This is a genomic window from Actinacidiphila acidipaludis (genome assembly GCF_019890725.1).
GTDB lineage: Bacteria > Actinomycetota > Actinomycetes > Streptomycetales > Streptomycetaceae > Actinacidiphila > Actinacidiphila acidipaludis.
Window position 1 is genome coordinate 58,941 of record NZ_JAINZZ010000021.1, and the last position, 12,581, is coordinate 71,521.

The 12,581-nt window shown below is 65.6% G+C and carries 8 protein-coding genes; 4 read left to right on the top strand and 4 right to left on the bottom strand.

Annotated features, from left to right (window positions below):
- Positions 1 to 2: 2 nt before the first annotated feature.
- Positions 3 to 698, bottom strand: a complete 696-nt coding sequence (gene queC, locus K7862_RS18345) for a 7-cyano-7-deazaguanine synthase QueC (protein WP_222963744.1) — start codon at positions 696 to 698, stop codon at positions 3 to 5.
- Positions 699 to 821: 123 nt separating this feature from the next.
- Here queC and K7862_RS18350 point away from each other — a divergent pair, with 123 nt between their 5' ends.
- Genes K7862_RS18350 through dbpB (K7862_RS18365) form a run of 4 tightly spaced genes read left to right on the top strand, consistent with a single transcriptional unit; the run spans position 822 to position 5,216 of the window.
- Positions 822 to 1,718 carry a hypothetical protein gene (locus tag K7862_RS18350; protein WP_222963746.1) on the top strand — a complete coding sequence of 299 codons (897 nt, stop codon included), beginning with the start codon at positions 822 to 824 and terminating at the stop codon, positions 1,716 to 1,718.
- Positions 1,715 to 2,848 carry a DGQHR domain-containing protein DpdB gene (gene dbpB, locus K7862_RS18355; RefSeq protein ID WP_222963748.1) on the top strand — a complete coding sequence of 378 codons (1,134 nt, stop codon included), beginning with the start codon at positions 1,715 to 1,717 and terminating at the stop codon, positions 2,846 to 2,848. Before K7862_RS18350 ends, dbpB (K7862_RS18355) begins: the two co-directional genes overlap by 4 nt.
- A complete protein-coding gene (dpdA, locus tag K7862_RS18360; RefSeq protein WP_222963750.1) occupies positions 2,845 to 4,065 on the top strand; it encodes a tRNA-guanine transglycosylase DpdA in 1,221 nt (406 codons plus the stop codon). The genes dbpB (K7862_RS18355) and dpdA overlap by 4 nt, the downstream gene beginning before the upstream one ends.
- Before the next feature lie 47 nt (positions 4,066 to 4,112).
- Entirely contained in the window at positions 4,113 to 5,216 is a 1,104-nt protein-coding gene (gene dbpB / locus K7862_RS18365) for a DGQHR domain-containing protein DpdB (protein WP_222963752.1), read from the top strand.
- 389 nt (positions 5,217 to 5,605) lie between these two features.
- Here dbpB (K7862_RS18365) and dpdD read toward each other — a convergent pair whose 3' ends face one another.
- From dpdD to dpdJ, 3 genes are read right to left on the bottom strand one after another with little or no spacing between them, the layout of a single operon-like run.
- A complete protein-coding gene (dpdD, locus tag K7862_RS18370; protein ID WP_222963754.1) occupies positions 5,606 to 7,642 on the bottom strand; it encodes a protein DpdD in 2,037 nt (678 codons plus the stop codon).
- Positions 7,632 to 8,159, bottom strand: coding sequence for a phospholipase D-like domain-containing protein DpdK (gene dpdK / locus K7862_RS18375; RefSeq protein ID WP_222963756.1), 528 nt, complete (start codon positions 8,157 to 8,159; stop codon positions 7,632 to 7,634). Before dpdK ends, dpdD begins: the two co-directional genes overlap by 11 nt.
- Complete coding sequence (dpdJ, locus tag K7862_RS18380) at positions 8,156 to 12,571, bottom strand: protein DpdJ (RefSeq protein ID WP_262413379.1); 4,416 nt, start codon at positions 12,569 to 12,571, stop codon at positions 8,156 to 8,158. The genes dpdK and dpdJ overlap by 4 nt, the downstream gene beginning before the upstream one ends.
- Between the last annotated feature and the right edge of the window lie 10 nt (positions 12,572 to 12,581).

Sequence of the window (12,581 nt, forward strand, 5' to 3'; positions counted from 1 at the left end):
GCTCAGGCGCTCTGGTACTGGACGGGGTCGCTGACGCCGGCTTCGGCGAAGCCCTTCAGGCGCAGCAGGCAGGTGTCGCACTTGCCGCAGGCCCGGCCCTGCTCGTCGGGGTCGTAGCAGGAGGAGGTCAGGGAGTAGTCCACGCCCAGGCGCAGGCCCGCGCGGACGATGTCGGCCTTGGAGAGTGCGATCAGGGGGGAGTGCAGCGTGATCTTGGAGGTACCCTCGACGCCGGCCTTGGTCGCCAGGTTGGCCATGGTGGCGAACGCCTCCATGTACTCGGGGCGGCAGTCGGGGTAGCCGCTGTAGTCCACGGCCGTGACCCCGGTGAAGATGTCGCTGGCGCCGACGGTCTCTGCAAACGCGAGCGCGAAGGACAAAAAGATCGTGTTGCGGGCCGGCACGTAGGTGATCGGCACCCCCGCCTCTTGCACGTCCGCGAGCGACTCATGCTTGGGTACCTCGATGTCGGCCGTCAGAGCAGAGCCGCCGAAGACCCGCAGATCGATGTCGGCGATGACGTGCCGGGCCACGCCCTGGGTCTGGGCGACCCGCTGTGCCGCCTCCAACTCGATGGAGTGCCGCTGCCCGTAGCGGAAGCTGAGCGCGTATGGAGTGAATCCCTGGTCCTTGGCGATGGCCAGCACCGTGGTCGAGTCCAGGCCGCCGCTCAGCAACACGATCGCGGGACGGTCCATGCTGTCACTCCCTTGTCTGAAGTCCAGTTGCCTCCGTTGAGGCAGTGGCAGCCTACCGTCTTAACTACCGGCTACAGTAATCACAATCAGAATCGAGTTACGGAAGCCAGAGGTCGAACCGCAGTGAACGAGTTGCCCATCGTGGTCACGTGCACGGACCGGAAGACCTCGCCCCCCGAGGCCACGCTGCAGGCCCGTGCCCTGCCCGGGACGGGCCTGGCGGAGCGGGCCGCGGAATGGGCCCGCCGCCTGCACGCCGCGCCAGGGCCGCGCATCGCGCTGGAGGACCTCTATCAGGGCGACCAGTGGCGGCGCGCCCAAGCCCTCACAAAAGCCGCATCTCAGGCCGGTTTTGTTCCCCGGCTCTACGTGGCCTCGGCCGGTCTGGGCCTGCGGCCAGTCTCCAGCCTCGCACCCTCCTACGCGGCGACTTTCCTGCCCCGACACGCAGATTCCGTGGCTTCCTCCAGCGCGCAGGCCACCGGCTGGTGGGATCACCTGCAACGCATGGACGCCAACTGCCAGCTGCCCCAGATCGCAGCCGCCGCCGGCCGGGCGCTGGTGGTGCTGTCCGAGACCTACGCAGCAGCCATGCACCGCGACCTTGCCGCGCTGGCGGCCACGGGAACCGAGACGGTACTCATAGGGGGCGCCTGTGAGCTGGACGGCATCGTGCGCGTGCCGGCCAACGCCGCCCTGCGCCACGCCCTGGGCGGCACCCGCACCAGCTTGAACGTCCGTATGGCGGCTTCCTGGCTGGAGCACTGCACGCCCGGCCACCTCATCACCCCCAGCGCACGCAAGCGTTGGAGCGACTGGGTCGAGCAGGTCGCCCGCCCCGAACGCTACGAGCGCCGGCCGATGACGGACGAAGCCGTGATCGACTTCATCGAACAGTCGAAGGACAGCCACCCCGGCTCCTCCCGCACCCGCCTGCTGCGCCTGCTGCGAGACCAGGGGATGGCCTGTGAACAAAAGCGCTTCGCCAACCTGTACACAGCGACGATTGGCCCTCGATGACCTCCCTTGTGCTTAAGCGTCGGGCCCTGCGGATCGAGCAGCACCCCACGATCCCCCTGTACGTGTTCACCCTGGCGGCAGAAGAGGTCCACCAGGTCGCCGACGTGGCACGCATCTCGAGGGATGAGGCCGGCAAACTGATCGGCTACCAACGCCCCGAGAAGAAGCAGCACGTGAAGCAGATCCTCGAGTACCTCGATGGCGAGGAGGTGCTGTTTCCCAACGGGCTGATCATGGCGCTGCCCTCCAGCGTGCGGTTCAAGTCCAGCCCGGGCCCGGGCAGCAGCGACGGCCTGTGCACCTCGGGCACGCTGGAGATCACCCTGCCCGATGCCCCCGACGCCCCCCGGCCCGCCTGGATCGTCGACGGTCAGCAGCGCAGCCTCGCCCTGGCTCGCACCCGCAACACCCGCCTGGCTGTGACCATCGCCGGCTTCGTTGCCGAAGACCTGGAAACCCAGCGCGACCAGTTCTTGCGCGTGAACACGGTGTCCCCGCTGCCCACCAATCTCGTGACCGAACTCCTCCCGGAAGTCGGCACCCTGCTGCCGACCAAGCTCTCCGCCCGCAAACTCCCCGCCGTGCTGGTCGAGGCCCTCAATCACGACAAGGACTCACCCTTTCGGGGCCTGGTGCGCCGCCCGTCCACCACGGCCGAGCAGAAGACGGACGCTGTCGTCACGGACAACAGCCTCACCACGGCCATCCAGGAATCCCTCAACTCCCCGTCAGGCGCCTTTTTTCCCTACAAAAATCTGTCCAATGGCACGGTCGACACGGCCACCATCCGCCAGATCCTCGTCGTCTACTGGACCGCGGTGCGCGACACCTTCCCCGACGCGTGGGGGCTGCCGGCGACCAAGAGTCGGCTGATGCACGGCGTCGGCATCCGCTCCATGGGACGCTTGATGGATCGCGTCATGATGGCCATCGACCCCGCCTCACCCCATGCCGTGGAGTTGGCGCGGGACGAACTCGCCTTGATCGCACCGCACTGCCGCTGGACCCAGGGACGCTGGCCCGACCTGAACACCCCCTGGAACGAACTCCAGAACAACCCCCGCCACATCAGCACCCTGTCGAACTACCTCCTCCGTATCTATGTGCAGGAAAAGGCAAAGGCCGCGTGAAATTCTATTTCCCTGACAGCCAGGACCTGGTGAGCCCCACGTACGACTTCATCAACGATGAGTACTCGCCCTACCGAGTCCGTCAGCGCGATGACGTCTACGCCCACCAGGCCGTGACACCGATCCCCTACGACGGGATCCTTGTCAGCAAGGCGGTTGTCGACGGATCCATGAAGGGTGCAGGTAAATACTCTGCCCCCCAGCGTGAGCGCTTTTACCGCCTGGGCGTGAGAAACTTCTTCCGTCTTCCCGACGAATGCTCCACCATCGGAGACTGCGGCGCCTTCAACTATATCGACGAAGAGCGCCCACCCTACGAAGTCGACGAAGTCCTTGACTTCTACGGCCGATGCGGATTCGACGCCGGCATCAGCATCGACCACATCATCTTCGGCTACATCCCTCAAGAATCAGACACGGAACCAGAAGCGGCGTGGGTGGAACGCCAACAGATCTCCCTGGAACTCGCTGAGAACTTTCTCGCCGCGACCAAAAAGCACGGCGCCCACTTCGAACCCGTCGGCGCCGCCCAGGGGTGGGGGCCCGACAGTTACGCCCACTCCGTCGCGCAACTGCAGAAAATGGGATACCGGCGTATCGCCCTCGGCGGCATGGTTCCCCTCAAGTCCCACGAGATCCTGGCCTGCCTGCGAGCCATCGACGAAGTACGCAACCACGACACCGAACTACACCTGCTCGGCATCAATCGCGTCGACAGCATGGAGCAGTTCGCCCGCCACGGCGTGACCAGCTTCGACAGCACCTCCGCCTTCCGTCAGGCCTTCATGGACGACCGCAACAACTACCACACCGCTACCGGTGCCTATACCGCCATCAGGGTCCCCCAAGTTGACGGCAACCCCGCACTCAAACGTCTCATCCTGTCCGGAAGTGTCTCCCAGGCTCAGGCCATCACCGCAGAGCGGGCCTGCCTGCGCGCACTGCGGGAATTCGACCGCGGGGAAAACTCCCTTGAGGGCGTGCTGACCGCGCTTCAGACGTACGAGTCCCTGGTGCTGGGACCGAAAAAGAAAAGCTATCTCGAATTCTATGAGCGCACGCTGAGTGACGCTCCATGGCGTGCCTGCCTCTGCGCTCTGTGTAAGAAACACGGCATCGAGATCGCTATATTCCGCGGAAGTGAACGCAACAAGCGTCGCGGATTCCATAATCTGACGGTGCTTGAGGCGAAAATGCGATCGCTCACCTTCGGGTAACATGCGCCCCTAATTCTTTTAACTTTTTAAACCAGTCAGGAGATGCGATGGCTGACCGCTACGAACTCAGGCTCCCTGCACTCGAGGTGCGCCAAGGAGACCGAAAAATCTACTGCTTCGCTGTCGACGGTAAGAAGATCCACAGTTTTGCTGCCGTCTCCCGCGTCCGCCGCGACGACGACAGCGCCCTCCAGGGCTACCAGCGCCCCGAGGTCCTCAGCCACATCCGCGGCATCCGCCGCTACCTCGAGTCCGACAAGGCCATGCTCCCCAACGCCCTGGTCCTGGCCTTCGACGGTTCCGTCCGTTTCGAGAGCGGAGCACGACGCAAGGACGGCGTCGACTACTCCGTCCCCGGCGAGTTGGTCATCCCCGTCGACGAGTCCCTGTCCGACGAGGACAAGCCCGCCCTGATCGTCGACGGCCAGCAGCGCAGCGCTGCGATCCGCGACGCCAACCTTGCCGAATTCCCCGTCGCCGCCGTTGGCTTTATCGCCGACGACCAGCAAGACCAGCGCTCGCAGTTCATTCTGGTCAATTCCACTAAGCCGCTGCCCAAGGGCCTCATCCACGAGCTCCTGCCCGAGACCAGTGGTCATCTCCCGCCCACCTACGCGCGCAAGCGCCTGCCGGCCCAGTTGATGACCCGCCTCAACACCGACGGCCAGGGCCCCTTCTACGGCCGCATCGCCAGCCCCACCTCACCCGACGGCAACATCAAAGACACTGCCGTTCTCCGCATGCTGGAGCACAGCCTCTTCGAGGGCGCCCTCTACCAGTACCGCAACCCCGAAGACGGCTCCGGTGACGTCGACCGCATGCTGCTGCATCTGCGCTCCTTCTGGGCCATTGTCAAGGAGACATTCAGCGACGCTTGGAAACTCCCGCCTCGCCAGTCCCGCCTCACTCACGGTGCTGGCATCCAGGCCATGGGTTTCGTCATGGATAGCCTCACCGAAGGCATGTCTGCCGAAGAGGTCGACTGCGACGCGGTGCGCAACGCGGTTCTGTCTCTTATGCCGGTCACCGCCTGGACCTCGGGCATGTGGCGCTTTCCTGACGGCGAACAGCGCCGCTGGAATGGCCTGCAGAACACCCCCAACGACATCCGCCTGCTCACCGATCTACTGAGCCGCACTGTACGGGGCTGACCCAACGGTGGTGTGCACCACATCTACGAGGTAACGCACACCGACACCGATGCGGGCCGCTTCGATGCACCGCCGCGTGCGCATGCTGGTTCACGATGTTTGTGACGGCATGCGAGGTGTCCCCTCGGGGAGGGCGTCTTCCCTCGTCCTCCCCATCCACCGTCAATGGGCGCGGGCCCTCTCGTCCGGGCCGTCGGCACGAGGGCAGCGACGACAGGCCGGTGCCACGCGGTGTTCAAGCGGGCAAGGGAATGCAGGGGCATGGATACAGCGCCCCAACCGCCCGTCAGATTGTGGGGGACCAGTCGGGTAGCCCCCTTCACCTGTACGGTCCGCACCGGAGGGCGGGCAGGTTTGTGCCGCGCCCGACGGGCGCGGCACAAGGCGTATCACCGCAGTTGAGCAGACGGGTCCTGCCTGGCGGCATGCTCGTACAAGGCGGTGATGGCCGCGTGTGTGACGGAGGCCGAGCCGGCTCCTCGGGGGTAGACGACTTCCTTGGCGTACTGACCGATGCAGTTGGTCGCCGCATGCGCAGCGCATTGCGTGATAACCACACTGAAATCCGAGTTGCGGGCCGTCTCCTTCAGATGCTTGGATGCGACCTTTTGTGCCGAGAGCACCACCTTCACTCGGGGGAACTGGCGGGTGACGCGGTCGTGGACACGCTGGAGCACACCCTCGTCCATGCCGTAGACGAGGATCTGCGCCGTTTCGACAACCGGCTCGCTCTCCTCGGTCTGCGAGGGGGTTTGCTCAGGCCAGTCCAACCCGAGCCCTAGCTCATCACTGAGCGACCGCGCCGTTGACAGGTATGCCCCATCGAGTCGGCGCATGTGGAGATGCAACGGCGCGAACAGGAGTTGTGCTGTCTGCACGCGGGCTGCGGGTGCCGGCGCGGCCCATGCCACCAGGCGGTCGACAAAGTCGAGGGCCTGCCCGGCAGTCTCGGGTGCGACCCATTCGTCGAACCGCAGGCTCAGCTGTTCCAGGAACTCTTCGTACTCCGCTGCCTGTGGGGCGGAGCGAAGGAACAGTTCCAGGAGCAGGTCCAGGACTGCGAGGTTCGCCGGGTCACAGCGTTGGTTGACAATGCTCCGCATGATCGTGGTCAGCGTGTGCGGGAACGTGAGGTCTGAGCGGGAGAGTTCCTGAAGGAACGGTCCGAGCGCGTACTGCCATACGACCTCGTACTCGGCATCGGTGAGACTGCCGAACACCTCGGCCATCTCACCGTCGGATACCGAATCAGGCGGCACCGAGGTGCCGCCTCGCTGGATGTCCATCCTGCGACAGAGGTCGAAGGCAGCCTTGTCGCCCTGGGCGACAGCCGCGACCACATCTGACCACGTGCTCAGGGCTGTCTGCGCCGGCACTTCTTCACCCTCGGGCTCTGCCGCAGATGCCGCATCCGGCTGCGCCCAGTCCGGTTCCTTGGTGCCGAATGCAGGGGCTTGACGGCGGTAGAACGCGAGTGCCTCGGGCACGGCGTCCCCACGGCCTTCGGCATCGAGCAGAGCGATGCTGCGCGAAAGTTCCTCCTCTTCACCCCGCGCGTGCATGCCAACCAGCAGCACCGTGACGGCCTGCTCGCTCAGAGCCAGCAGGCTTGTATCCGCCAGCAGCGAGAGATGGCTGCCCGGCGCCTTCAATGCGTCTACGGCGCGGGCCAGGTCCCCTTCAGCAAGCCCGGGTTCGATGTGCGCTGTGAACAGAGCCGACAGCACCATGTCCTTGACCAAGACCGGCGGGTCCTGAAGCAGTACTTCGCGCAGTCCGCGCAGTGCCAGCACCTCGCGCGCCCTTCCCTGGGCGGCCCACAGCCTGATCTCCAGGTGTTTGACGTTGGCCGGTGAGAGGCCGCCCTGGCGGTCGATCTGCTGGAGGAGAGCCTGGGCCGTCTGTGGTGCACCGCTGAGGAGGGCTGCTTCGAAATCTGCCAGCAGACGCCCCAGCGGCTTCGGTGCGGACCAGGACCGCGCGGGGGCCCGCTCCACCCCCTCCACCATGCGTTCCAGCGCAGTCCTCAGTCGCTTCCTCTCGTCCGTGTCGGCGGTCGCCTGGACGATGAAGGTGCTCCCTGCCCCGTAGCGCTGAAGGAGCGCAGCCTCATGCGGCTTGTCGAGCGCCGCAGGGGCGTCGTAGCCGTACTTCGCAAACGAGGGGCCGACGAACGCCACCAGGAGGTCGCGAACAGCGGTGAGTTCCTCGCGCCGGCGAGGAATCACGTAGTAGGCCATGCGCTGCGTCTTCTCGTTCAGCCACGGCAGCACCATCGGCGACTTGCGGTACTTGACGGCCGCATCCCGAAGCCGCGTGATGCCCCGCGGGTACTTACCAGCATCGTTGCGGTCCCGATGAAGGAAGTGGTCCACGAACTGCTGTATACCGGCCGCCTGCTTTGCTGCCTCTTCCTCAGACGCCACGTGCCGTCCATTCATGCTGGTAGTCCACTATTGCCTGCGCCGCATCCGATTCGTCCAGCGAATAGGTGATCTTTTCCTTGTTCCGGGCAAGGCCGTTGCGCGTGAAGTTCATGGAGCCCTCGAACATCCAGCCCGGGCCCACCAGGCTCTTCTCGTGAATCACCTCGTCCAGGAACACCTCCAGATCCGTACTCTCGTCACGGCCCAAGGCGAGGCGCTCGAGGAAGAGTGCGTTCGCAGGAGCGTCCTGGGTCACCACGCGCACGGCGGTACCGCTGTTCGCCAGCATCAGCAGCAGGTCGGACAGCCGGCACTGCAGTGAGGGATTTTCGCCCAGAAGGTAGTCGAAGGAGCCGTCCGCGTTGTCGACCAGATCCACATCACTGACCCAGGCAGACACCAGCCAGACCTCACCGCCGGGCGCCGACAGTTGAGCCAGCAGCGCCGTCCGGATCAGTGAGTCCGCGCGCAGGGCGCTGCGCGCATTGGTGCGCAGCGTACGAGAAGGGACAGTCACTGCTCGGACTCCTTGATGACGGCCTTCACGACGACCTCGCGGCTGTCCCGGTACACCTGGGTCACCTCGCCGTACAGCTTGAGACTTCCACGGTCCACCCGCAGGGCAGGGATGTTCAGCAGTACACGGCGCAGCAGTCCGGGCCGGTCCAGGGGAACGACCACTTCGGCGGCGGGATGCGATGTGAGCACCTGGGCATACCGGGTGGGCCAATCCGGCGATGTGGCATCCAAGCGCGGCCATGCCTGCGCGTGCACAGCAGCCGCCAGAAGCCGGTCCAGGATCTGCGGGTTGTCCACCGCACGGTAAGGCTGGTAGGAGTCCAGATGGTAGTTCCGTGCCTGGTCACCCCGGGGCCACAGGATGCTGAAGGCCTGGTCCGGGCTAATCTTGTGAGGCAACTGGATCTTGGACGCCCCTACGGCGTAGGCGATGACCCGGGAGTCGACCTCGATCCCGGTTGCTTCTTCCAACTGATCCCATGCCTGCACCAGGGCAAGGGCCGTCGCGTCGGTCAGGCTGTCGGAGCCGCGGCGAAGCAAGCGCATCGCAAGCGAGGCGACATCACCGTGCCGCGGCGCACCATCCAGTTCGCTCCAGGCGGACCGGATGCGCTGCAGTGCGTCCTTGCTGTCCTGAGCCGACGCCGCAGTGCGCATCTCGCTCATCGCCTGGGCCAACTCGCCATGGGATTCGCCCTCCACCACATGACGGAGCAGATTCGTCAGCCGTACATCGGTCTGCTCGAAGCTGTTGGGACGCAGAGCCGTGCTCACCAGGCTCCAGAAGCGGGCAGGATCACGCCCGTAGGTCTCCGCCAACTTCTCCACCACGCCGAGCCCGCCCTCGGACGTCTCGCTGATCCAGATGTGGTCCGGTGCCGCACCGGTACCCGGCACCACATCGAGCGTGAGGTCCTGGTCGCGTGCGTCGGGACAGGCTCGGGTCACAGCCTCCAGGATCGCGGCGGCCAAGGTGTCCCGGTAGGCGCGGCGGGCCAGGTCAGCTGTACGGATATGGAGGTTCTCGCCGAACAGCAGTGCGCCGGCGTCGTCCAGCACAGCCACGACATCGGGGTTCTGACTGAGTTCCTGCAGATCGCTGATGACACGGTCGGCAGGACTGCCGACGTCCGCAGGCGAGGCAGAGGGATCCTGCCTGTACAGCAGCGGGATGACCTTCGTGATGCTGTCCCGCCAGGCGCCCTGCGACAGTCCCGCGTGAATCGCTTCGGGCTTGGCGCCCTCCAACCCCTCGAGCGCGAACGCGGAGAGGTAGACCAGGGTCAACCATCCACGCTGGAACGAGTTGGCGACCGCAGCGATCCGCTGGTCCTCCAGAACGGTGTTCACAAACGCCTTCGAACGCCACTGGGGAGAGTTCAAATGCTCCACCACGCCCGGCACAGAAAGATCCAGGGCCTTGATCTGAATCCGGACGGCGTCGACGGACGAGGTGAAGCCCATGGCTGCCCTCGCTCCCTCGAGGACGTAGCTGACCTGCACCTTGTGCCGCTTGCCCGGCTTGCCCTTGATCACATCCGCCACAGCGCCATAGGTCATGCGGCGCACCTCGGTGGGGTTGCTGGAGGCGTGCGTGGCGAACCCGATGGACAGCACCTGATCCCGCCACTCGGGCACCTTGGGTACGTCTGCGGCAACCGGCGGACCCGCAGGGTTGTCCACGAATTGGGTGGCCCACAAGGGGATGCCCTGCGAGGCGGTCCCGATCTCGTCGTCCGGCTGCGCAAGTCTGATCCGCCGCGGACGCGTGACCTCGACCGTTTGCACATCCGTGCGGCCGGTGTCCCAACGGCCCTGCCGCTCCGGCGCGTCGAGAATGCTCCCCAGATCGATCACGGCATCACCGACCCCGGTGGGAACCTCCAGCCACGTGCGGTGACGGTCATCGCGATACCCGAAGCGGCGGCTGACACGGCCGGGCACCGCTTCCCGCAGCGCGCGACCTACGGGCAGCCTGTCCTCGTCGTCGGACGTGGCGAAGGGGAGATCAAAGCTCACCTCCGGAAGATTCAGCGGAGCAAAGAGCGAGGCCGTGACGAACTCGGGCAGAAAAGCCTTCCGGTCGACCGTGCCAGGATCCTGATGGATCGGCGTTGCGCCGACGGTCAGACGGCGCAAGAGAGTCGGAGCGACTGCCAGCAGCAACGACCGGGGCTGCTCCCACAGCAGGGCCTGCACTTCGTCGGGGCTCAGGCGCAGCGCGGCTCGCAGATGGCTTGCCAGGGAGCGCAGGAGGGTGTCGTCCCCGTCGAGGAGTCTCTGAAGATCGTCAATGAGCGCGTTGCGGGCGGCGGGCAGCTGCTCGTGGTCATAGTCGGGGCAGGTGTTTCCTGTTGCCAGCGTTCGGGCGCTGACCCACAGGCTGCGGTTACGCAGCCGGCTGCCGAGCCAGTCGATGAAGGCCTGAGCGCCTTGGATCTTGATGATGTGGCGGTTGTGCACCGGCAGGGTGCGAGGGGTTACCTCGGGAGCGAACAGGGACACGTAGTCCTGGTAGGCCAGCCGGTCTCGGCCGAAGTCGGACAGGGCGACGATCGTGAGCGGGCGCGTGCCCCGCTCACGTCCGGCCCGGCCCCGGCGCTGCAGGAAGGAAGCCGGATCGCGAGGCGCTTTGTGCTGGACCACCAGTCCGACGTTGGGATCGTTGAAACCGACTTCGAGCGAGGCTGTCGCGACGACAAGATCGGCGTCGGTGTCGACGCCCGAATCCTGGGAGGAGGTCCGGCCGATCCTCAACGGACGCTGGCTCAGGTCGGCACTGAGGTTGTGCCCGATCCTCTCCGGAAGGTTCCAGGACTGGCCCGCGAGGTAACGCTCCTCTTCGGCTGGCAGGTCCGTGGAACGCAGGGCCGCCAGGACTGCAGCCCCCCACCGTCGGCGGTTTTTTCCGTACTGCCCGCCCTCTGCGTCCCGCAGGTCGTCATAGAGGCGGTTGGTGACATCCAGGTCGTCGGTGAAGAGGAAGCCCTTGGTCCCGTGCAGCGTCGTGCCTGCCGGCCGATTCCTGTCGAGCAGGCGTCCGTGGAGCATCGCCGTCTGGATAGTGGTGGACAAAAGGCTCGTGCCCGACAAGGGGTCGCCGCGCAGCGCGAGGTGATACTCGCGGCCCTCCGACTCCATGTCCCTGCTGTGCGGCTCGATCAGGGTGACGCTTTGCGCAGGGAGCCCGACGAGTTCCGCCATGAAGCGGTCAGCCTGACGCAGGGTGGCGCTCAGCCCGACGAAGGTGACGGGGCCGCGGCGTGCGTGACGCCAGCGCCGCAGCAGCAGGGCTGTTTGGGCACCTGTGGAATCGGAGTAGGTGTGCACTTCGTCGAGCAGGACGACACGGGGACCGTACCCCGTCCAGCCGAGAGTCCTGCTCAACTTCGACCCAGCGCTGTTGCGGTTGAGCATCTCCGTCGTGGTGAAGAGCAGCTTGGGCGGAACCTTGTTGATCGACTCTCGGGTGAGGGCCATGACCCCGGCAGGTATCTCCCCCTCCTTGCACACGGAGCACCGCAGCACTTCAATGTTGCGGACTCTGTCCTGGTCGGACCAGAGCATGGCGCCGCCGTCCCCGGTCGGACACGTCAGATAGGGACAGACGCGGGCCCCTCCCTGTTCGGCCCACTCATAGGTTCCGTGCGTCACGTCATCGCTGTAGGGCGGTGTACGCCCGTAGAGCACGCCGATCGTGGGACTGGGCAGACCTCGCTGCTGCAGTTCAAGGGCATTCCTGAGTGCTTCACGCAACTGGTCACGCAGCAGTTCGATGCGCGGATACAGCGCGAGGGTGTGCACCCCCGTGCCCTTGTGGTTGGCCATCGCCGCGAAGGCCGGAAGGTAGAACGCGAGGGTCTTGCCGCTACCCGTGCCGGCGCCGACCACGACGCCACGCGAATCCCTGCTAGCCAGGGAGTTGGTGACGGCTTTGGTGGCGTCGACCTGGAAACGTGATAGGGCATACGAGCCGATCAGCACCCCGGCGACCGTGGAATGCATCCCGGTCCACCCTGTCGTCGCCTCCATCTCGGCGATCGCCTGCGCGACCGAGACCTCACGCTTGGGGTAGTGGCGCTCGGAGACGTGCAGTCGGTAGTCGGCGACCAGGGGCTTGCCTCTCTCCCACCAGTCAGTCTGCAGCGGATTACCAGGCCAGGGGCCGAAGATCTGCCGCAGAGAGGCAGTTAGCCGAACCCCTTCGGCGAACCGTGTCCGATACCGCTCGGCTCCGCCGAAGGGGACGTAGAAGAGAAGCTGCTGATTGATCAGCGCCGTCTTCAACTGGTCGGCGTCAGAGAACAGTGACGCCGCGTCCTCGTTCTTGTCGAGTACCGACCACAGAGCATCCTCCACCTCTTCCCCGGAGAGCGCGCCGTCGGTGACGCCCCATTCAAGAAGGGGCAACTCTCGCTCC